This is a genomic window from Streptomyces sp. NPDC052114, from assembly GCF_040680155.1.
Classification (GTDB): domain Bacteria; phylum Actinomycetota; class Actinomycetes; order Streptomycetales; family Streptomycetaceae; genus Streptomyces.
This window is the reverse complement of record NZ_JBFAWC010000002.1, coordinates 129,577-150,726: the sequence shown is the minus strand read 5'-3', so window position 1 is coordinate 150,726 and position 21,150 is coordinate 129,577. Positions and strand designations below refer to the sequence as shown.

At 71.9% G+C, this 21,150-nt stretch carries 17 protein-coding genes and 1 pseudogene; 7 read left to right on the top strand and 11 right to left on the bottom strand.

Annotation, left to right across the window (positions count from 1 at the left end; all coding sequences use genetic code 11):
* Nucleotides 1-5: 5 nt before the first annotated feature.
* Genes AB0L89_RS04850 through AB0L89_RS04835 form a run of 4 tightly spaced genes read right to left on the bottom strand, consistent with a single transcriptional unit; the run spans nt 6 to nt 4,360 of the window.
* Nucleotides 6-785 (bottom strand): CDP-alcohol phosphatidyltransferase family protein, encoded by a 780-nt coding sequence (locus tag AB0L89_RS04850; protein ID WP_365134367.1) that lies wholly within the window; start codon nt 783-785, stop codon nt 6-8.
* A complete protein-coding gene (locus AB0L89_RS04845) occupies nt 763-1,830 on the bottom strand; it encodes an iron-containing alcohol dehydrogenase family protein (protein ID WP_365134364.1) in 1,068 nt (355 codons plus the stop codon). Before AB0L89_RS04845 ends, AB0L89_RS04850 begins: the two co-directional genes overlap by 23 nt.
* Entirely contained in the window at nt 1,818-2,570 is a 753-nt protein-coding gene (locus AB0L89_RS04840) for a phosphocholine cytidylyltransferase family protein (protein WP_365134361.1), read from the bottom strand. The genes AB0L89_RS04845 and AB0L89_RS04840 overlap by 13 nt, the downstream gene beginning before the upstream one ends.
* Nucleotides 2,567-4,360 (bottom strand): DUF5941 domain-containing protein, encoded by a 1,794-nt coding sequence (locus tag AB0L89_RS04835; RefSeq protein ID WP_365135545.1) that lies wholly within the window; start codon nt 4,358-4,360, stop codon nt 2,567-2,569. Before AB0L89_RS04835 ends, AB0L89_RS04840 begins: the two co-directional genes overlap by 4 nt.
* Before the next feature lie 575 nt (nt 4,361-4,935).
* On the opposite strand from AB0L89_RS04835, the gene AB0L89_RS04830 reads away from it, so the two are divergent.
* From AB0L89_RS04830 to idi, 3 genes are all read left to right on the top strand, one after another.
* Nucleotides 4,936-5,874 carry a cation diffusion facilitator family transporter gene (locus AB0L89_RS04830; RefSeq protein ID WP_365134358.1) on the top strand — a complete coding sequence of 313 codons (939 nt, stop codon included), beginning with the start codon at nt 4,936-4,938 and terminating at the stop codon, nt 5,872-5,874.
* Between the two features lie 270 nt (nt 5,875-6,144).
* Entirely contained in the window at nt 6,145-7,401 is a 1,257-nt protein-coding gene (locus AB0L89_RS04825) for a bifunctional class I SAM-dependent methyltransferase/N-acetyltransferase (RefSeq protein ID WP_365134355.1), read from the top strand.
* Nucleotides 7,402-7,545: 144 nt separating this feature from the next.
* A complete protein-coding gene (gene idi / locus AB0L89_RS04820; protein ID WP_365134352.1) occupies nt 7,546-8,139 on the top strand; it encodes an isopentenyl-diphosphate Delta-isomerase in 594 nt (197 codons plus the stop codon).
* Nucleotides 8,140-8,161: 22 nt separating this feature from the next.
* On the opposite strand, the gene AB0L89_RS04815 is transcribed toward idi, so the two are convergent.
* Both AB0L89_RS04815 and AB0L89_RS04810 read right to left on the bottom strand, forming a co-directional pair.
* Nucleotides 8,162-8,638: an ATP-binding protein gene (locus AB0L89_RS04815; RefSeq protein WP_365135542.1), complete on the bottom strand. Its 477-nt coding sequence runs from the start codon at nt 8,636-8,638 to the stop codon at nt 8,162-8,164.
* A 129-nt stretch (nt 8,639-8,767) separates the two neighbouring features.
* A complete protein-coding gene (locus AB0L89_RS04810; protein WP_365134349.1) occupies nt 8,768-9,448 on the bottom strand; it encodes an HdeD family acid-resistance protein in 681 nt (226 codons plus the stop codon).
* Nucleotides 9,449-9,559: 111 nt separating this feature from the next.
* Here AB0L89_RS04810 and AB0L89_RS04805 point away from each other — a divergent pair, with 111 nt between their 5' ends.
* Complete coding sequence (locus tag AB0L89_RS04805; protein ID WP_365134346.1) at nt 9,560-10,312, top strand: enoyl-CoA hydratase/isomerase family protein; 753 nt, start codon at nt 9,560-9,562, stop codon at nt 10,310-10,312.
* 4 nt (nt 10,313-10,316) lie between these two features.
* Here the strand turns inward: AB0L89_RS04805 and AB0L89_RS04800 are convergent, their stop codons facing one another.
* Both AB0L89_RS04800 and AB0L89_RS04795 read right to left on the bottom strand, forming a co-directional pair.
* Entirely contained in the window at nt 10,317-10,970 is a 654-nt protein-coding gene (locus AB0L89_RS04800; protein WP_365134343.1) for a DJ-1/PfpI family protein, read from the bottom strand.
* 47 nt (nt 10,971-11,017) lie between these two features.
* Nucleotides 11,018-11,992, bottom strand: a complete 975-nt coding sequence (locus tag AB0L89_RS04795) for a GlxA family transcriptional regulator (RefSeq protein WP_365134340.1) — start codon at nt 11,990-11,992, stop codon at nt 11,018-11,020.
* A gap of 112 nt (nt 11,993-12,104) precedes the next feature.
* Between AB0L89_RS04795 and AB0L89_RS04790 the strand changes: the two genes are divergently transcribed.
* The 3 genes and pseudogenes from AB0L89_RS04790 to AB0L89_RS04780 all read left to right on the top strand — a co-directional run bounded on the left by AB0L89_RS04790 (nt 12,105) and on the right by AB0L89_RS04780 (nt 15,802).
* Complete coding sequence (locus AB0L89_RS04790) at nt 12,105-12,995, top strand: hypothetical protein (protein WP_365134337.1); 891 nt, start codon at nt 12,105-12,107, stop codon at nt 12,993-12,995.
* Nucleotides 12,996-13,102: 107 nt separating this feature from the next.
* Nucleotides 13,103-13,231 (top strand): annotated as a pseudogene (locus AB0L89_RS04785) (LPFR motif small protein); the annotation flags it as partial.
* 114 nt (nt 13,232-13,345) lie between these two features.
* Nucleotides 13,346-15,802: a Tex family protein gene (locus tag AB0L89_RS04780; RefSeq protein ID WP_365134334.1), complete on the top strand. Its 2,457-nt coding sequence runs from the start codon at nt 13,346-13,348 to the stop codon at nt 15,800-15,802.
* Between the two features lie 72 nt (nt 15,803-15,874).
* On the opposite strand, the gene AB0L89_RS04775 is transcribed toward AB0L89_RS04780, so the two are convergent.
* From AB0L89_RS04775 to AB0L89_RS04765, 3 genes are all read right to left on the bottom strand, one after another.
* Nucleotides 15,875-17,530 carry an ABC-F family ATP-binding cassette domain-containing protein gene (locus AB0L89_RS04775; protein ID WP_365134331.1) on the bottom strand — a complete coding sequence of 552 codons (1,656 nt, stop codon included), beginning with the start codon at nt 17,528-17,530 and terminating at the stop codon, nt 15,875-15,877.
* A 497-nt stretch (nt 17,531-18,027) separates the two neighbouring features.
* Nucleotides 18,028-19,059, bottom strand: a complete 1,032-nt coding sequence (locus tag AB0L89_RS04770; protein WP_365134328.1) for an oxidoreductase — start codon at nt 19,057-19,059, stop codon at nt 18,028-18,030.
* 286 nt (nt 19,060-19,345) lie between these two features.
* Nucleotides 19,346-20,977: a BCCT family transporter gene (locus AB0L89_RS04765; RefSeq protein WP_365135539.1), complete on the bottom strand. Its 1,632-nt coding sequence runs from the start codon at nt 20,975-20,977 to the stop codon at nt 19,346-19,348.
* Nucleotides 20,978-21,150 lie beyond the last annotated feature (173 nt).

Here is a 21,150-nt window from a genome sequence, read left to right as displayed (position 1 = left end):
CGTACTCACTTGAGCCTGCTCGAAGCCAGGATGGACACGAGGTGCAGCAACGTCTGCAGGAGCGCGATCCCGGCCAGCACGGCGACGCCGAGCCGCGAGAAGAACAGGTCGCCCCGGACCTGGTCCACGATCGCCAGGACCAGGATGAGCAGGGACGCCTCGATGCCCAGGATCAGACGGTGGAACTTCAGCGCGGCGGCGGCCTTGCGGGCCAGGGCCATGCCGGAGCCGCGCATCTCGGACGCGGCCTCCTTCACCTGCTCCTTGCCGTTCTGCGCACGGGCCACGGCGACCAGGTCCGTCTCGGCCTTGATCAGGATGGCGCCGAGCGCGGCGAGCGTACCGAGGAACGCCCACAGCCAGTCGATCCGGCCCGAGCCCCACAGGTCGGCGGCGCGCAGGCCGAAACCGACGAGGACGGCCGCGTCGGTGAGGTAGGCGCCGACGCGGTCCATCCAGACACCGGCGAGCGAGTACTGCTTGCGCCACCGGGCGATCTCGCCGTCGACGCAGTCGAGCAGGAGGTACAGCTGAACCGCGACGACACCGAGAACCGCGCCCCAGATGCCCGGCACCAGCAGGGCAGGGGCCGCGAGGACGCCGCAGACGGTCATCAGGTAGGTCAGCTGGTTGGGCGTGACCTTGGTGTTCACCAGGTGACGGTCGATGCGCAGCGAGATCTCGCGCATGTAGAGGCGTCCGCCCCAGTGCTCGCCGCTCCGCCGGTCCTTGACCCCCGGGGGGTGAACAACCGGGCGGAGCTCAGCTACCGATGGCTTTTGCATAGTCGGCGTATGCGTCCCTGATCTGGTCGGTGGACAGGTCGAGGTGTTCGAGGATCGTGTAGCGGCCCGGACGGGTCTGCGGAGCGAACTCCACGACCTTCACGAACTCCTCCACGGTGAAGCCGATCTCCTCCGGCAGCACGGGCAGGCCGTGGCGGCGCAGGACCTGGGCCATGAAGCCCGACTCCTCGCGGGCGCCGCGCAGGTGCATCGCGAAGGCCGCGCCCAGGCCGCACTGCTCGCCGTGGCTGGCCGCGCGCTTGGGGTAAAGGAGGTCGAAGGCGTGGTTGATCTCGTGGCAGGCGCCGGACGCGGGGCGGGAGTCGCCCGAGACCGACATCGCGATACCGGTGAGGACCAGGCCTTCGGCGAGGACCTGGAGGAACCCGTCGTCGCCGACACCGCCGGGGTGGCGCAGGACGGCCTCGCCGGCCTGGCGGGCCATGGCGGCCGCGAGCCCGTCGATGTCCTCGCCCCGCTCGCGGGCGGCCAGCTCCCAGTCCGCGATCGCGGAGATGTTGGAGAGGGCGTCGCCGATGCCGGAGCGGACGAAGCGGACCGGCGCCTCGCGGATCACGTCGAGGTCGATGACGACCGCGATGGGGTTCGGAACGCCGTACGAACCGCGGCCCGCGTCGTTGTCGAGGGTCGCGACCGGCGAGCAGAGGCCGTCGTGCGACAGGTTCGTCGCGACGGCGACCAGCGGCAGGCCCACGCGCGCCGCGGCGAACTTGGCGCAGTCGATGATCTTGCCGCCGCCGAGGCCCACGATCGCGTCGTAGCGGCCCGACTTCTTGATGGCGTCGGCGAGCTTGATGGCGTCGTCCAGCGTGCCGCCACCGACCTCGAACCACTCCGCGCCGCCCAGCGAGGGCGCGAGCCGCTCACGCAGCACCGCGCCCGAGCCGCCGCTGATGGCGATGGCGAGCTTGCCGGTCGACGAGCAGATCCGCTGGTCGGCGAGGACATCGGCCAGGTCGTTGAGCGCCCCCGGCCGAATGTCGACGACGACCGGCGAGGGGATGAGCCTCGTCAGTACTGGCACGCGATCTCCCGGCCCTTGGCGAGGTCCTCGTGGTTGTCGATCTCGACCCACTTGACATCGCCGATCGGCGCCACGTCGATCTTGAAGCCGCGGTTGACGAGCTCCTGGTAGCCGTCCTCGTAGTAGAGGTCGGGGTCGCGCTCGAAGGTGGTCTTCAGCGCGTCGGCGAGCTCCTCGGCCGCCTCGCCCTCGATGAGGGTGACGCCGATGTACTCACCGGTGGCCGTGGCCGGGTCCATGAGCTTGGTGATCTTCTGGACGCCCTTCTCGGGGTCCACGATGACCTTCATCTCCTCGTCGGCGAGGCTCTTCACCGTGTCGAGGGCGAGGATGATCTTCTTGCCGTCGCCGCGGGCGGCGAGCAGCGTCTTCTCGACGGAGACCGGGTGCACGGTGTCGCCGTTGGCGAGGATCACCGAGTGCTTGATCGCGTCACGGCCGCACCACAGGGAGTAGGCGTTGTTCCACTCCTCGGCCTTGTCGTTGTCGATCAGCGTCAGCTTGAGGTTGTACTTGGCCTCGAGCGCCGCCTTGCGGTCGTAGACCGCCTCCTTGCGGTACCCGACGATGATCGCGACGTCGGTCAGACCGATCTCGGCGAAGTTCTTCAGGGTGAGGTCGAGGACGGCCAGCTCGTTCTCGGTTCCCTCGCCCACGACGGGCACCAGCGCCTTGGGGAGCGTTTCGGTGTAGGGGCGCAGACGCCGGCCGGCGCCGGCGGCCAGGACGAGGCCGATCATGCGGGTTCTCCTTCATCGTGTACGGCGGGTGCTCCGGAGGACACCCAGAAGCGGATGCTCTCGACGAGCACCACGAGTGCCACGGCCACGGCGAGTGCCGTGAGCGCGACGGTGAAATCTGAGGTGGGCAACAGGGCCGCGGCCAGCGCGACCACGAGGGTCCTGCCCTCCTGGCCGCCGATCGCCCGCACCAGCCAGCGCGGGGGTGCGCCGGTGCCGCCCTTGATGCGGTACACCGTGTCGTAGTGATGGTAGGCGACCGCGGCCACGAGCCCGAAAGCCGCGGGAAGCGCTCCGTTCACATCGGCTTTGGCCGCCAGTACCAGGACCGTGCCGTACTCGGCGGCGCGGAAGAACGGCGGGACCAGCCAGTCGAGGGGGGCCTTGAGGGGGGTGCCCAGGGCGAAGCCCGACAGGGCGACGTAGACCACCGCGGCCACCACGACCACGGGGCTGCCGTAGGAGTTGGCCACCGCGGTGCCGACGAGCGCGGCACCGCCGGCGAAGGCGATGACCGGCGCGGGGCGCAGCCAGGGCCGGTGGCCGAGGGCGGCGAAGGCGGAGGCGAGCGGGCCGTTGTCGGCCAGGTCGCGCAGGGCGAGCGCGGCGCGGTCGGTGCGGGTCGCCTTGCGGGTCAGCGAGCGCAGGACGCGTCCGGCCGTGGTGTAGCAGGCGGCGAGCGCGCAGCCGATGATCAGGACGACGAGGGTGATGCGCGGGGTGGTGACCGCGGTGAGCACGGCGATCATCGCCCAGCGCTCGCCGATGGGCAGCACTATCATCCGGCGCACCCACACCGTCCAGCCGACGCTGTCGAGCTTGTCGGACAGGGCCGCCGTGGGGCTGGTGTTGGCGGTCGCGTCGTGGTTCGCCTCGTTGAAGGAGAAGTCGACGACGTGGCGGCAGGTCTGCAGGACCATCGCGCCGAGCGCGAGCGCCCATACGTCGTCACCGCCGCGGGCGGCGCCGAGCGCGAGGCCCGCGTAGTACGCGTACTCCTTGGCGCGGTCGAACGTCGCGTCCAGCCAGGCGCCGAGCGTCGAGTACTGGAGGGAGTAGCGGGCGAGCTGCCCGTCCGTGCAGTCCAGGACGAAGGAGAGGAGCAGCAGCAGGCCCGCCGCGACGAAGCCGCCGCGGGTACCGGTGGCCGCGCAGCCCGCCGCGATCAGCGCGGTGAGCAGGGAGGCGGTGGTGACCTGGTTCGGGGTCAGGCCCCGGCGGGCGCACCAGCGGGCGATGTAGCGGGAGTACGGGGAGATGCAGTACGTCGTGAAGAAGCCGTCCCGCGACTTGACCGCGGTGCGCAGGCGCACGGCTTCGTCGTCGACGGCGGCGACGGCCTGCCGTGCCTCGTTGCGCGCCTGCGGGTCGGTTGGCACGGTGGCGACGAGGGTGCCGAGCTCGGGGCGGTGCACGTCCGTTTCGGCGGACTCCATCGCGGCGGCGATGTCGTCCGGCAGGGCGTCGAGCGTCACGACGGCGCCCGTGGTGCCGGCCGTGGCGCGCAGGGCGCGCGTCAGGTCCTTGCGGGCCTCGGGCTGCGCGGTGACGGCGCCGGTCACGGCGGACGCGGGGAAGCGGGGGTCGGTGAGACCGAGACGCAGGGCGTGGACGTGCCCGACGAAGCGCGCGTCGACGACCGCGACCCGCTGGCCACCCGGTACGGCGGCGAGCAGCGTCTCGACGTCCGCCGCGTCGGAGGCGACCCGCACGTCGAAGCCGAGGGACCGCAGATCGCCTTCGAGCGGCGACCCGGGGACCGGCTGGCCGGTGAGGATGGCGGTCGACAGACGAACTCACTCCTTGAGTCCCGGCGCGGCTCGCGCCGGGCACATGCGTAAGGGGGGCGCCCCTGGCCACAGCGGCCGGGCGGCACGTCGGCAGAGGCTATCGGATGATGGGAAGCGGGCGTTCATCACCCGTTCACGCCCCGATAAGGGCGGCCTGCGAGGGCCTGGGCCTTGGCGATCATCATGGTGGAAGAGGGGCCGCGCCCACAAACCGCGCCCGCACGGCGCCCGGCTTGCCCGCATAGCGCCCACCTGGTGCCCGGCGCCGGTCGGAGGGGCTCCCGGCGGCCTGACGGATCACCCTGATCGGTGAGGTTCACGGGGACGCTGTCGGGGAGTCGGCCTCCACGGCGCCGCCAGGACGCCCCGCGCCACCCCGGAGCTGATCGTTCCGGCGCTCTGACCTGCGCCCCTCGCCGTGCCGCCGCCTTGCCGGTAATCGTTGCCATTTTCGCAGGTCAGAGCATATGACAACGGTGTTCAGTGCCGCGTTGCCAGATACCCCCCACCCGTAGTTCACTGTGCACCGCGACCAGCGGACAGCAGACCGATGACCGACGCGGGAGGGCGGCTCCATGGGGGCTGGGCACGATCACGGACACACGCACGGGGCACCGACGACGGGGACGGCGGCCAACGCCTACAAGGGGCGGCTGCGGACAGCGCTCGGCATCACGATCACCGTCATGCTGGCCCAGATAGTGGGCGGCGTCATGGCCGACTCACTCGCGCTCATCGCGGACGCGGCACACATGGCGACGGACGCCGTGGGCCTCGGCATGGCCCTCCTCGCGATCCACTTCGCGAACCGCCCGCCGACCCAGAACCGCACCTTCGGCTACGCACGCGCCGAGATCCTCGCCGCGCTCGCCAACTGTCTGCTGCTGCTCGGCGTCGGCGGCTACGTCCTGTACGAGGCGGTCGAGCGCTTCTTCACGCCGGCCGAGACCCAGGGCGGGCTCGCCGTCTTCTTCGGCGTCTTCGGCCTCGTCGCGAACATGATCTCGCTCTCGCTCCTGATGCGCGGCCAGAAGGAGAGCCTCAATGTGCGCGGCGCCTTCCTGGAGGTCGTGGCGGACACCCTCGGGTCGGTCACGGTCATCGTCTCGGCGACCGTGATCCTGCTCACCGGGTGGCAGGCGGCCGACCCGATCGCCTCGCTCGTCATCGGCTTCATGATCGTCCCGCGGACGGTGAAGCTCCTCAAGGAGACCCTGAACGTGCTCCTGGAGTCGGCGCCCAAGGACGTCGACATGGCCGAGGTGCGGGCCCACATCCTCGCCCTGCCGGGTGTCGAGGAGGTGCACGACCTGCACGCCTGGACGATCACGTCGGGCCTGCCCGTGCTCTCCGCCCATGTGGTGGTCGGCTCCGACACCCTCGACGCGATCGGCCACGAGAAGATGCTGCACGAGCTCCAGACCTGCCTCGGCGACCACTTCGACGTCGAGCACTGCACCTTCCAGCTGGAGCCGAGCGGTCACGCCCAGCACGAGGCGAAGGTCTGCCACTGAGGCACGGCCGCGCCATCACGTTGCGTGCTATCGTGGCCAAGGATCTTTGAGCGCCGAGCAATGAAGGAGGTGGGTTGATGACTGTCGCGCCGAGCGCTGCTCTCGTACTGCGCAGCGACACGTGCATCCCCACTTCCCGGGCTCACGGCTGACTTCTCGTACGTTTCGTACGTCCTCTTCGTACCGCCTTCACGCGTACACCTTCGTACCCGTCGCGGGCGCGTGCGTACGGCACGTCTGCCGAGCCCCTCACTCAAGGGTTTCCCCACGTTGACTGACAACGCTTCCACCACCGACGCCTTCTTCGCCCTGCACCACGGGCTTCCCCGGCAGGGACCCGGCTCCGACGCCACCACCCGGCGGCTGCTCTCCTTCGCGGGGCCGCTGCCCGAGCGGCCGCGCGTGCTCGACCTCGGCTGCGGCCCCGGCCGGGTCGCGCTGCTGCTCGCCGCCGAGGCCGGCGCCGAGGTGACCGCCGTCGATCTGCACGAGCCGTTCCTCGACGAGCTCCGCGCGTCCGCACGGGCCCGCGGGCTCGACGGATCCATCACGGCCGTCAACGCCGACATGACCGAACTCCCCCATCCGGATGGTTCGTTCGATCTCGTCTGGGCCGAGAGCTCGGTCTACAACGTCGGCTTCGACACCGCGCTGACCGCCTGGCGACGCCTGCTCGCCCCCGGCGGCACGCTCGTCGTCACCGAGTGCGAATGGACGGCCGCCGAGCCGTCCGAGGCCGCCCGCGCCTTCTGGGCGCAGCACTACGCGCTGCGTACCGGAGAGGACAACATTCGAGCCACCGCGCGCGCCGGGTACTCCGTGCTCGGCGTGTACCGGCAGCCCGAGTCCGACTGGGACGAGTACTACGGCCCGCTGGCCGCTCGCGCGGACGCGGCGGACCCCGGCGCCCCCGGCATGGCCGAGGCGCTCGCCGCCACCCGCGCGGAGATCGCGATGCGGCGCGAGCACGGGACGGAGTTCGGTTACACGGGCTACGTCCTGCGGCCCGCGGACTCCTGGCCGACCCGGCCGGAGACCCCGGCCGACGTCGCCGCGGTGCACGCCGTGAACACCGCGGCCTTCGAGACGGAGGCGGAGGCCGACCTGGTCGACGCGCTGCGCGCGGACGCCGACGCCTGGCTGCCGGGTCTGTCCTACGTCGCCGAGGCGCCGGACGGCTCGGTGGCGGCGCACGCGCTGATCACCCGCTGCCGGGTGGACGGCGCGCCCGCGCTGGCACTCGCGCCGTGCGCCGTCCTGCCGGAGTACCAGCGGACGGGGGCCGGCTCGGCCGTCATCCGTGCCGTGCTCGATGCGGCACGCGCGCGGGGCGAGCGGCTCGTGCTCGTCCTCGGGCACCCCGAGTACTACCCGCGGTTCGGATTCCGGCCCGCTTCCGGCTATGGAATCCGGCCAGGGTTCGAGGTGCCGGACGAGGCGATGATGGCCCTCGTCCTGAACGAGGACGACGGTTCCGTGCCGCTCCCGCAGGGCACGATCAGGTATCCGGCCGCTTTCGGGGTCTGAGGCCTTCCGGGGGCGTCTCCTCGGGAGGCGCCCCCGCATGTCCCGCCGTGCCGTCCACGGCGGGACATGCGGGTCCCCGGAGTGTCGGGAGTGTCCGGAACGTACGGCAGACTTGGGGCTCGAAGACCGAAGCGAAGGATGGGTATGCCGATCACACCTGCCACCGCGACGAACAGCTCGTCGAACGGCACCGGAGAAGCGATCTTGCTGGAACTCGTCGACGAGGACGGCAGGACGATCGGCACGGCGGAGAAACTCTCCGCGCATCAGGCCCCCGGGCAGCTGCACCGGGCTTTCTCCGTCTTCCTCTTCGACGAGCAGGGCCGTCTGCTGCTCCAGCAGCGCGCCCTCGGCAAGTACCACTCCCCCGGCGTCTGGTCGAACACGTGCTGCGGCCACCCCTACCCGGGCGAGGCGCCGTTCGCCGCGGCCGCCCGGCGTACGTACGAGGAGCTGGGGGTCTCGCCGTCGCTGCTCGCCGAGGCGGGCACCGTGCGCTACAACCACCCGGACCCGGACTCGGGGCTGGTGGAGCAGGAATTCAACCACCTGTTCGTGGGCATGGTGCAGTCGCCGCTGCGGCCCGACCCCGCCGAGATCGGCGACACCGCCTTCGTCACCGCGGACGAGCTGGCCGAGCGGCACGCCAAGGGGCCGTTCTCCGCGTGGTTCATGACCGTGCTCGACGCGGCGCGTCCCGCGATCAAGGAGCTGACCGGCCCGTCCGCCGGCTGGTGACCGCGCGGCGGGCCGGTGCGCGCTAGTCGCAGCCGGGCTTGAGGGGCAGGGCCGCCCAGATGACCTTGCCCCCGGTCGCGGTGTGCTCGACGTCGCAGGCGCCGCCCGCCTCCTGGGTGATCTCGCGGACGAGGAGCAGCCCCCGGCCGCCCGTCTGCCCGTGGTCCGCCACGAGGGCCGTCGGGCGGTAGGGGTGGTTGTCCTCGACGGACACCCGCACCCACTCGGCGCCGACGGCGACCTCCACCGCCAGCATCGGCGAGAGCAGGGCCGCGTGGCGCACCGCGTTGGTGACCAGCTCGGAGACGATGAGCAGCAGGCCCTGGATGAGGTCGTCCGAGGCGGGGACGCCCTGCCGGGCCAGCAGGTCCCGCACCGCGTGCCGTGCCTGGGGAACGGAGGCGTCGACGGCGGGGGCGGTGAAGCGCCATACGCCCTCGTACGGCACCGGTCCGTCACCCCTGGGGAGCGGGCCGGGCCCCCTCCCGTCGTTCTCCATCGTCCGGTCGCCGCCCTTGCGCTCGATTGTCACCACACATCGAGTGTTGGGAATGCGCTGGTCCGGACCGCGCTACTGACCAGAAGTCAGCGACTATCGACGGGATTTGATCGGTGGCGCATGACCGCGTCACTTGTCTGACCGGTCCTGCTCTCCTTGTGCCGCCTTGGCGCGTTCTTCAGGTTGTACGAGGCTGACGATGCGGCGCCCGCCGATGCCGGTGGCGATCAGACCGAGGCCGTCGAAGAGCAGGGCCAGGGAGAAGAAGCAGCCGATGACGTACTGGCTGCTGCTCGGCCACCCGGCGAGCACCAGGATGCCGATGAGCAGGCCGAAGGCGCCCTGCAACAGCGTCAGGGCGAACTGTGGGCCACGCACCACCAGGCTGCCGACCAGGCGGAACACACCGCCCGTGAGGAAGAGCAGGGCCGCGAACATGGTCAGCGCCTCCGCCGCCACGTCGGGCCTGCGGATGATGACGACGCCCGCCGCGAGGTTCAGCGCGGCGACCACGACGCCCAGCCAGAAGAAGCTGCTGCCCCGCGACTGCACGGCGTGCAGCAGGCCGACGAAGCCGCCCACGAGCAGGAGCCAGCCGAACAGCAGCATCGAGGTCAGCGTGGCGACGCCGGTGTAGACGAGCCCGACGAGCCCCGCCACCGCGAGGATCACGCCCAGCAGCGCGAGCCAGCCGAAGCTGCGGCTGAGCCGGGCTCCCGGGTCGCCCGCACCCCTGTTCGCGGGCTTGCCGGGTCCGGCATCGGTGGGGTTGGTGGGATCCGTGGGATCGGCGTCCTCACGTCCGGCCATCGGCGTCTCCGTCCCGCTCGGCAGAGCTTTGTGCGCCCTATGTTCCCTATATGCCTTTCGTCCCACCCCTTCTTGATCGTACGTTCGAGGGGTACGGATAGCATCCGGCGCATGGAGCCGCAGCTGAGGCACACCGTCACGGACGGCGTCGCCACCGTCGTCATCGACCATCCGGCCAAGCGCAACGCCATGACGGCGGACATGTGGCGCCAGGTGCCGCCGCTGTTCGCGGGGCTCGCCGCCGACCCGGCCGTGCGGGCCGTCGTGCTCACCGGCGCGGGCGACACCTTCTGCGCGGGCGCCGACATCTCCTCGCTGCGCAAGTCGGCGACGGCGCCGCAGGACCTCGCTGTGCGGGCCGAGGAGGCCCTGGCCGCCTTCCCCAAGCCGACGGTGGCCGCCGTGCGGGGCTACTGCGTGGGCGGCGGCTGTCAGCTGGCGGGCGCGTGCGACCTGCGGTTCGCGGACGAGGGCGCCTCCTTCGGGATCACCCCGGCCAAGCTGGGCATCGTCTACTCGGCGGCGTCCACCCGGCGCCTGGTCTCCCTCGTGGGGCCCGCCACCGCCAAGTACCTGCTCTTCTCCGGCGAGTTGATCGGCGCCGAGCGGGCGCTGCGCACCGGCCTGGTGGACGAGGTGCTGCCCTCCGGCGAACTGGACAAGCGGGTCGCGGAGTTCACCCACGTGCTCGCGACGCGTTCGCAGCTGACGCAGGCGGCGGCCAAGGAGTTCGCGGCGGGACGCACGGACCGGGACGCGTACTGGGCCGGGCAGGCGCGCGGCAGCGGCGACACCGCCGAGGGGGTCGCCGCCTTCCTGGAGCGCAGGCAGCCGCGCTTCACCTGGACCGTTCAGGGCGACTGAGCCGTCAGCGGCCCGACTGGTCCGCCAGTTCCTCGAAGCGGCTCCCGTCACGGAACGAGGCCACGATGTGCGCGGGCGCCTTCTCCGGGGACCCGGCGTCGTAGGGCGGCTGGGGGTCGTACTCGGTCAGGAGCTGCACGGTCTGCGCGACCTCGTCGCCCGCGATCCGGCCGGCCAGGGCGAGCCCCATGTCGATGCCCGCGGAGACACCGGCCCCCGTCACGTACTTGCCGTCGAAGACGACCCGCTCCCCCGTCGACTCCACGCCCATCCTGTCGAGTTCGCCGAGGGCGAGCCAGTGCGAGGTGGCGCGGCGGCCCTTGAGGAGTCCGGCGGCGGCGAGGGCGAGCGAGCCCGTGCACACCGACGTCGTCCAGGTGGTCGTGGCGTCGACCGCGCGGAGCCAGTCCAGGAGCGGCCCGTTCTCCGTCTGGTCGCTCTGGCCGGGGCCGCCGGGGACGACCACGATGTCGGGGCGCCGCACCTCGTCGAAGGAGGCGCCGGCGACGAGCGTGAGGCTGCCGCTGTCGTCGCCCACCGGGCCGGTCCGTTCGGCCACGAAGACCGTCTCGGCGCCGGGGAGGCCGCTGAGCATCTGGTACGGGCCTATGGCGTCCAGGGCGGTGAAGCGCTCGTACAGGGCAATGGCGATCTGCATGGTGTCCCTATCGTTCGGAGTGGACGGTTCGGAGTGGACGGGTGCGGTCATTGCGGGTGGGCGGGTACGGGACGGAAGCGGCGGCGGTACTCGGCCGGTGCCGTCCCGAGGGCCTTCAGGAAGGCGCGGCGCATGGCCTCGGGAGTGCCGTAGCCACACGCGCGTGACACCTCCTCCACGCCGTCGGAGGTGTCCTCCAGGAGCCTGCGGGCGTGTTCGACTCGGACGCGCTCGACGTACTTGCCCGGTGTCAGCCCCGTCTCGGCCTGGAAGGCGCGGGCGAAGTGGCGGGGCGAGAGCCGGGCGCGCGCGGCCAGCGCGTCGACCGAGAGGTCCTCGGCCGGGTGCTCGGTGATCCACTGCTGGACCTCGCGCAGCGGTTCGCGCCGGGCGGTCTGCGTGGCCAGCTGCACGCTGAACTGCGCCTGGTTTCCCGGGCGGCGGAGGAAGACCACCAGGTAGCGGGCGACGGTGAGGGCCACCTCCCGGCCCAGGTCCTCCTCCACGAGCGCGAGCGCGAGGTCGATGCCGGCGGTGACACCGGCGGACGTCGCGACCGGACCGTCGCGCACGAAGATGGGGTCCGGGTCGACCTCGACGCCCGGGTGGTCCTTGGCGAGCTTGTCGCAGTACGCCCAGTGCGTCGTCGCCCGGCGGCCCTCCAGGAGCCCGGCCTCGGCGAGCCGGAGCGCGCCGGTGCAGACGGACACCAGGCGCTCGGCGCGCGGGCCGTTCGCGCGCAGCCAGGCGGTCAGCTCCGGGTCCGGCGGGCGGGTGCCCTCACCGCCCGGGACGAGCAGCGTGTGCGGCACCGGGGCGTCGGCCAGCGCGACGTCGGGAACCAGGGTCAGGCCGCTGGTGGCGCGTACGGGAGAGCCGTCCAGGGAGGCCGTGCGCACGAGGTAGCCGGCCCCCGGGTCGTCCAGGCAGTTGCTCGCGCCGGCGAACACCTCCGCGGGACCCGTGACATCAAGGCTCTGGACGCCCTCGAAGAGGACGACCAGGACGGTTCGCTGCTCCATGCCCTCGATTCTTGGCCCGCCGCACGGTGACCGCAATGACGAGTACCCCACCTTTCCTGCCATCCGTGACCGGGGCACGCACTCCATACCGACCAGTAGGTAGCGTGGGCCCATGACCTCTTCGACGACCTCCGCCCCGGACGCCGCGCCGCAGCCGCGCGCCGGACGCCGCTGTCACAACGTCCTCAACTCGCTGCACTCCACGCACTACTTCTCGCCCGACGTGGCGCGGGAGCTGGCCGGGCTCGGGATCACCCACCGCAGCGCCGTCAACTTCGCCGTGCGCGCGGCGGCCATGGGGCCCGTCGGCGCCGGGACCGTGACCGCGGCCTTCTACAACTACAAGCACGCGCTCGTGGCGGCGCACGTGCCCGAGGTGTGGCGGACCGCCTCGCCCGAGGACGTGCTCGCGGCACGGCTGCGCGCCGTCGACACGACGCTGCGCCGGCTCCTCGGCGAGGAGCTCGTCGCCTCGAAGGAGATGGCGGAGGCCGCCGGGCTCGCGCTGCGCGCCGCCGAGGCCTGCACCCGCAGCGCGCGTCCGCTGTACTCGGCCCACGCCGACCTGCCCGTCCCCGAGGAGCCGCACCTGGCGTACTGGCACGCGGCCACGCTGCTGCGCGAGCACCGCGGCGACGGGCACCTCACGGTCCTGCTCGGCGCCGAACTCGACGGCATCGAGGCCCTGGTGAGCCACACCGCCACCGGCAAGGGCATGACGCCCAAGTGGGTCTTCACCACCCGGGGCTGGGAGCAGGCCGAGTGGGACGCCGCCGTGGAGCGGCTGCGCGGGCGTGGGCTGCTGGACGGCGAGGGCGAGTTGACGGAGGACGGCGTGGCGCTGCGCCGCGACGTCGAGGCGGAGACGGACCGGCTGGACCGGGCCCCCTACGCGCACCTGGGCACAGCGGGCGTCGAGCGTCTGACGGAGCTCGGCACGCTGTTCATCGGCACGGCGCTGCAGGCCGGGGCGTTCCCGGCGGACCTGCTCGGCAAGAGCTGAGCCGCGCGCCCGCACGGCATGGGGCATGCCCCGGGGCATGCGCGGTACCCGTTCCTCTCCCGGCACCACCGCTCCTGGTGGCACCGGGAGACGAAAGGGGAGAATTCATGTTCCGTGCCCTCGCGGATGTCCTGCGGCAGATCGGTGCCGCCATCGCCACCGTCGTCACCCTGCCGTTCCGCGCACTTGCCCGGCTGTTCGGCGGAGCGTCACGTTCCACCGGCCGGGGCGGGCGTGGTGCCGCCCGTGGGGGTGGCCGAACCGGCCGGGCCAGCCGGGTCTGATCGTCCCTAGTCGGCGCCACCTGCCACAATTGCCCGGCAACCTCAGTGAGAAGGCGGTACCGGAACGTGGCAGCTTCGAAGACGTCCACCCCCACTCCCTCGTCGGTCGAGGCCAGGATCGCCGAAGAACTCGGCGTACGGGAGCGGCAGGTGAAGGCCGCCGTCGAGCTGCTCGACGGCGGCTCCACGGTGCCCTTCATCGCGCGCTACCGCAAGGAAGCGACCGAGATGCTCGACGACGCGCAGCTGCGCACGCTCGAGGAGCGGCTGCGCTATCTGCGCGAGCTGGAGGAGCGGCGCGCCGCGATCCTCGACTCGGTCCGTGAGCAGGGCAAGCTGACCGACGAGCTGGAGGCGCGGATCCGCGAGGCGGACACCAAGGCGCGGCTCGAGGACATCTATCTGCCCTTCAAGCCGAAGCGGCGCACCAAGGCGCAGATCGCCCGCGAGGCCGGTCTCGAACCGCTGGCCGACGGTCTGCTCGCCGACCCTGGCGTGGAGCCGCAGGCCGCCGCGGCCGCGTTCGTGGACGCCGACAAGGGCGTCGCGGACCCGCAGGCCGCCCTGGACGGGGCCCGCGCGATCCTCGCCGAGCGCTTCTCGGAGGACGCCGACCTCATCGGTGAGCTGCGCGAGCGCATGTGGGTGCGCGGCCGCCTCGCCGCGAAGGTGCGCGACGGCAAGGAGGAGGCGGGCGCCAAGTTCGCCGACTACTTCGACTTCGCCGAGCCGTTCACCGAGCTGCCCTCGCACCGCATCCTGGCCATGCTGCGCGGCGAGAAGGAGGAGATGCTCGACCTCGTCCTGGAGCCGGAGGAGACCGACGCCGACGCCGCACCGGGCACCCCGTCCTCGTACGAGGGCATCGTCGCCCACCGCTTCGGCGTCGCCGACCGCGGCCGGCCCGCCGACAAGTGGCTCCAGGACACGGTGCGCTGGTCCTGGCGGACCCGGATCCTCGTGCACCTCGGCATCGACCTGCGGCTGCGGCTGCGGACGGCCGCCGAGGACGAGGCGGTGCGGGTCTTCGCGTCGAACCTGCGCGACCTGCTGCTCGCCGCCCCCGCGGGCACGCGCGCGACGCTGGGCCTCGACCCCGGTTTCCGTACGGGGGTGAAGGTCGCCGTCGTCGACGCCACCGGCAAGGTCGTCGCCACGGACGTGATCCACCCGCACGTCCCCGCGAACAAGTGGGACGAGGCCCTCGCCAAGCTCGCCCGGCTCGCCGCCGAGCACGCGGTCGACCTGATCGCGATCGGCAACGGCACGGCCTCGCGCGAGACGGACAAGCTCGCCGGTGAACTGATCACCAAGCACCCGGAGTTGAAGCTCACGAAGGTGATGGTGTCCGAGGCGGGCGCCTCGGTGTACTCCGCCTCGGCCTTCGCCTCGCAGGAGCTGCCGGACATGGACGTGTCGCTGCGCGGCGCGGTGTCCATCGCGCGTCGCCTCCAGGACCCGCTGGCCGAGCTCGTGAAGATCGACCCGAAGTCGATCGGCGTCGGCCAGTACCAGCACGACCTGTCGGAGGTGAAGCTGTCCCGCTCGCTCGACGCGGTCGTCGAGGACTGTGTGAACGGCGTCGGCGTGGACGTGAACACCGCCTCCGCCCCGCTGCTCGCCCGGGTCTCCGGCATCGGCGCGGGCCTCGCGGAGAACATCGTGGCGCACCGCGACGCGAACGGCCCGTTCAAGAACCGCAAGGGTCTCAAGGACGTGGCGCGGCTCGGTCCGAAGGCGTACGAGCAGTGCGCGGGCTTCCTGCGCATCCGCGGCGGCGACGACCCGCTGGACGGCTCCAGCGTGCACCCCGAGGCGTACCCCGTGGTGCGCAGGATGGTGAAGGCGACGGGCGGCGAGGTCGCCTCGCTGATCGGCAACACGGGGACGCTGCGCTCGCTGCGGGCGGACGAGTTCGTGGACGACGTCTTCGGTCTGCCCACGGTCACGGACATCATCAAGGAGCTGGAGAAGCCCGGACGCGACCCGCGTCCCGCCTTCAAGACGGCGACCTTCAAGGACGGCGTGGAGAAGATCGGCGACCTCGCCTCCGGGATGGTCCTCGAAGGCGTCGTCACGAACGTGGCCGCGTTCGGGGCCTTCGTGGACGTCGGCGTCCACCAGGACGGCCTGGTCCATGTGTCCGCCATGTCCAAGACCTTCGTCAAGGACCCGCGCGATGTCGTCAAGCCCGGTGACATCGTCAAGGTGAAGGTCATGGACGTCGACATCCCGCGCAAGCGGATCTCGCTGACGCTGCGCCTGGACGACGAGGCGAACGCCTCCGACGGGGAGCAGCCGAAGCGGGGCGGAAGGCCGCCCCAGCAGCGGCAGCAGGGCGGACAGGGTGGTCAGGGCCGCCGTCAGGGTGGCCAGGGCGGTCAGGGCGGCCAGGGGCAGCGCGGTGGTGGGCGCGGCGGGCAGCGCGGTCAGCGCCCGCAGCGGCAGGCTCCGCCGCCGGCCAACGACGCGATGGCCGAGGCGCTGCGGCGGGCCGGTCTGGTCGACCCCGGGCGGCGCTGACGCCGACGTGCCGGGCGCCCCGGGTCGGGGCGCCCTGGTGCGGGGTGCCCCGGTTCGGGTGTGGGGCTGAGGTCAGAGGGGCCGTTCGGTCACGGTTCCCTCCGCCACCTCCAGGCGGCGCGTCACGTGGACCGCGTCGAGCATCCTGCGGTCGTGGGTGACCAGGAGCAGCGTTCCCTCGTACGCGTCCAGGGCCGACTCCAGCTGTTCGATCGCCGGCAGGTCGAGGTGGTTCGTCGGCTCGTCCAGGACCAGGAGGTTCACCCCGCGGCCCTGGAGCAGGGCGAGGGCCGCGCGGGTCCGCTCGCCGGGCGACAGCGTCGCGGCGGAGCGCAGTACGTGGTCCGCCTTCAGGCCGAACTTGGCCAGCAGCGTGCGGACTTCGGCGGGCTCGGTGTCCGGTACGGCCGCGCAGAACGCGTCCAGCAGGGACTCCTTGCCGTGGAACAGCGCGCGGGCCTGGTCGACCTCGCCGACCAGGACGCCCGAGCCGAGGGCCGCGTGGCCCTCGTCCAGCGGGACGCGCCCCAGGAGCGCGCCGAGCAGTGTCGACTTCCCCGAGCCGTTCGCGCCCGTGATCGCCACGCGGTCCGCCCAGTCGATCTGCAGGGTGACCGGGCCGAGCGTGAACGCGCCCCGGCGCACCCGGGCGTCGCGCAGGCTCGCCACGACCGCGCCGGAGCGCGGTGCCGCCGCGATCTCCATGCGCAGCTCCCACTCCTTGCGGGGCTCCTCGACGACGTCGAGACGCTCGATCATGCGCTGCGTCTGGCGGGCCTTCGCCGCCTGCTTCTCGCTGGCGTCGCTGCGGAAGTTGCGGCCGATCTTGTCGTTGTCGCCGCCGCCCGACTTGGCCTTGCGGCGGGCGTTCTTGACGCCCTTGTCCGCCCAGGAGCGCTGCATCTGGGCGCGGCCCTGGAGCGCCGCCTTCTTGTCGGCGTACTCCTCGTAGTCGTCGCGGGCGTGCCGGCGGGCCGTCTCCCGCTCCTCCAGGTACGCGTCGTAGCCGCCGCCGTAGAGGTTGATCTGCTGCTGGGCCAGGTCGAGTTCGAGGACCTTGGTGACGGTGCGGGTGAGGAACTCGCGGTCGTGGCTGACGACGACCGTGCCGGCGCGCAGGCCGCGCACGAAGCTCTCCAGGCGTTCCAGGCCCGCGAGGTCGAGGTCGTTGGTCGGCTCGTCCAGGAGGAAGACGTCGTAGCGGGACAGGAGGAGGGAGGCGAGACCGGCGCGGGCCGCCTGTCCTCCGGAGAGCGAGGTCATCGGCTGGTCCAGGCTCACGGCGAGGCCCAGGGAGGCGGTGACCTCCTCGGAGCGCTCGTCGAGGTCGGCGCCGCCGAGCGCCAGCCAGCGCTCCAGACTGGTGGCGTAGGCGTCGTCGGCGCCGGGGGCGCCGTCGACCAGGGCCTGGGTGGCGTCGTCCATCACGCGCTGGGCCTCCGCGACGCCGGTGCGGCGGGCCAGGAAGGCGCGGATCGTCTCGCCGGGGCGGCGGTCCGGTTCCTGGGGGAGGTGGCCTACGGAGGCGGTCGGCGGGGACAGCCTCAGCTCACCCCCTTCGGGGGCGTCCACCCCCGCGAGCAGGCGCAGCAGCGTGGACTTTCCGGCTCCGTTCGCCCCGACGAGCCCGATGACGTCGCCGGGGGCGACGACCAATTCCAGGTCCGAGAAGAGGGTACGGTCGCCGTGGCCGGCGGCGAGATTCTTGGCGACGAGGGTTGCGGTCATCAGGCGGCGATTGTACTGGCGGGGCGCCTCGGACTGCGCTGCGCCCCGGGTCCGCCGGGGGGCGGGTGACGTTGGCGTCTGACGGGTCACCTGGGCTGGTGCGCCTTTGCCCGCCTCGGGGGGCGGGTGCGTGGGCGTCTGCGCCTTGCCGGGTCTGCGCCTGTTGTCCGTCGGTGGGGCGGGGCCGCGGGGGTATGTGCGTACTCGCCATCCCTGCGCCGCGCCCCAAGTCCAAAGACGCCAACGTGCGCTCGGTGCTCCGTTCGCACATACCCCCACGTCCCCTCAGGAGCGCGTGCGACCGCGGCCCGGTGGGGGCCGTTCACTCCGTGCTGCGCCCGGTGGGCCGGTAGCCGCTCCTGCTGTGGGCAGGCGTTCCGCAAGGCGGAACGGGTGGGCACAGCCCACGGCGCCGGGCAGCGGGAAGTGTGGCTCCAGCCCCGGCGCAGCCGGGATACGCCGGTGCAGGCCTGCGCGGCCGGGCGGCGTACGCGAGGTCACCCCGAAGTCGGTGCGACCAGCACACTCGTGGAGGTCCGAGCCACCACGTACGCATCCCCCTTCGTCGCCTTCGCCGCCAGCGCCACCCGATGCTCCCCCGGTTCGAGGACCTCGTCGAAGACCTCGTGCACGTGCGTGCGCGACAGCCGGTCCATCCGGTACGCCGTCAGCTGCACCCGGCACGCCGAGGTGACCTCCACCCGGGCCGACCGGGGATCCGCCGCGAGAGCGGTGAGCCGGCGCTGTTCCCGGGGACTGCGGTCCAGCGCGTACTCGATCTGCGCGACCAGCAGCGGAATGATCGGCGCGAGCCCGTCGACGCAGGCGATCCGGACACCGGCCCCCTCGAAGGCCGCGCGGACGGAGCGGCGGGTCTCCTCGGGGACGGCGCGGCCGAAGGCCACCGCCCCGTAGGTGCGCAGTTCGTCCGGCGGCACGCCCGCCGCGTCCGCCGCGATCTCCGCCCCGATCCCGATCGTGCGGAGCGCCGCGGCCAGCTTGGCGAGGACCGCGACACGGGCGCCGATCAGCAGGACGCGGCGCCGGGCCTGCGGCTCGCCCCCGGTGAGCAACTGCCCGAGCGCCTCGCGGTATTCGGCGCCCCGGAAGCGGAAGGGCCCTATGCCGTGGTAGCCGTTGAGCTCCAGGTCGGCGGGCTCGGCCGTCTGCCAGGCGAAGTCGCGCCAGACGAAGTCGTCGGCGCCGTCGGTGGACTTCTCGATGACGGCGGTGACCGCGCCGCAGTCCAGGCCCTCGCACTCGGGACAGCCGTATATGACGTAGCGGCCGTCGTGCAGCGGCGCCTCCGCCTCCAGGAGCAGCCTGCGGACGTGTGCGGTGAAGATCGCCGGCGGAATGTCGGCGGCCAGCGGCGAGACGGCGTCGAGGTCGGAGAGCTGGAAGAGGAGGGGGCGCCCGTTCACGATGAAGTCGACGAAATCACGGTGCACTTGATAGCCACCGTCGGCCAGGACTCCACCGGCACGTATGGCCGGTGCCAGAGCGAAAGTCGCGTACTCGGCAGACATGCTGTGAGTATCCCCACCTGATGTGTGATGTGAGCACGGCATCGCACATTCCGCTACGTTCCCGGGAGCCCCGTCCGCCCGCGCGGCCGGGCCGGTCCCGTCAATTCCCCGTCGTACGGCGGGTGTTGGCGGTCGCGGGCGCCTCCTCGGCGTACGCGTGGTCGAGGGTGTATGCGCCGGGCCCCGGCTGGACGCCCTGGCACGGGCGAGGTGAGGGGTGTCTGGTGATGCGCCCGGGAGGCGGCGCCGGTGGCCGACGCCGCCTCCCGGAACGGGGCGGGTCCGGTCAGGTGCTCTTGACCGGGTCGTTGTCCGACTCCAGGCCCCCGTCGTCGTCCTGCGCGGGGCCGATCCGGATCTCGAAGTCGCCGTCGTACTGCTCGTGACCGGCGATCACGGCCTTCTCGACGGCTTCCGTGCCGTGCTCGCCGCGCACGATCAGCGGGTCGTGGCGCAGGTCCCGCATCAGGGCCACACACATGCCGATCATCACGATCGTGAAGGGTGCCGCGACGAGGATCGTGAGGTTGCGCAGGCCCGTGAGCGCGTCGTCGGAGCCGTCGCCGATCAGCAGCATGATCGCGCCCACGGCGCCGGTCACCATGCCCCAGAAGATCACGACCATCCGGCCCGGTTCGAGCGCGCCCTTCTGCGAGAGCGTGCCCATCACGATGGAGGCCGCGTCGGCGCCGGACACGAAGAAGATGCCGACGAGGATCATCACGAGCAGGCTGGTGACCGTGGCGATCGGGTACTCGTGCAGCAGGCCGAAGAGCTGCGCCTCAGGGGTGCTCTCGTCCTTGAGGCCGCCCCGGTTCGCGACGGTCATGGCGCTGCCGCCGAAGACGGCGAACCAGATGAGGCTGACCGTGCTCGGCACCAGGATGACGCCGCCGACGAACTGGCGAATCGTTCGTCCCCGGCTGATGCGCGCGATGAACATGCCGACGAAGGGCGTCCACGAGATCCACCAGGCCCAGTAGAAGACCGTCCAGCTGCTCAGCCAGTCCGCGACGCCCTTGCCGCTGGAGGCCTCGGTGCGGCCGATCAGCTGCGGCAGGTCGTCGAGGTAGGCGCCGATGGACGTCGGCAGCATGTCGAGGATGATGACGGTCGGGCCCGCGATGAAGACGAACACGACGAGCAGCAGCGCCAGCACCATGTTGATGTTGGACAGCCACTGGACGCCCTTCTCCACACCGGAGACGGCGGACGCCACGAAGGCCAGGGTGAGTACCGCGATGATCACGACGAGCAGTCCGGTGCCCGCGTTGTCCATCCAGTCGAGGACCTCGATGCCGCTGCCGATCTGGAGGGCGCCGAGGCCCAGCGAGGCGGCGGAGCCGAAGAGCGTGGCGAAGATGGCGATGATGTCGATGACCCGGCCCCAGCCGCCGCGCGCGTGCTTCTCGCCGATGAGCGGCTCGAAGACGGCGCTGATGGTCTGCCGGCGGCGGCGCCGGAAGGTGCTGTAGGCGATGGCGAGGCCCACGACCGCGTAGATCGCCCACGGGTGGAGCGTCCAGTGGAAGAGGGTGGTGGCCAGCGCGGTCTCCATCCCCGCGGCGTCGTCCGCGGGGTCGGTGCCCGGCGGGGGCGTGGTGAAGTGGGCGAGCGGCTCGCTCACGCCGTAGAACATCAGACCGATGCCCATGCCGGCGCTGAACATCATGGCGACCCAGGAGACGGTCTTGAACTCCGGCTCCTCGCCCTCTTGACCGAGGGTGATCTTCCCGTACCGGCTGATCGCGAGCCAGAGCGCGAAGACGACGAAGCCGGTGGCGGTCAGCATGAAGAACCAACCGCCGTTGTGCATCAGACCGTTGAGCATGTCCGTGGAGACATTCTCGAGCGAGTCCGTCGCCACCCCGCCCCAGACCACGAAGGCCAGGGTGAGGACGGCGGTGACGCCGAACACCACCTTGTCCGTCTGTGGGGACCGGCCGCCGGGGGCGGGCGCCGCGCTGTCGGGCGCCCCTCCCCCGTCGTCCGCTTTCTGCTGATCCTGCGTCACAGGTGACACCTTTCAAGGGGTCGATTACGTCGAGACTTTGTTCTCCGTTACCCCCTACCACATGTGACGCACATCTC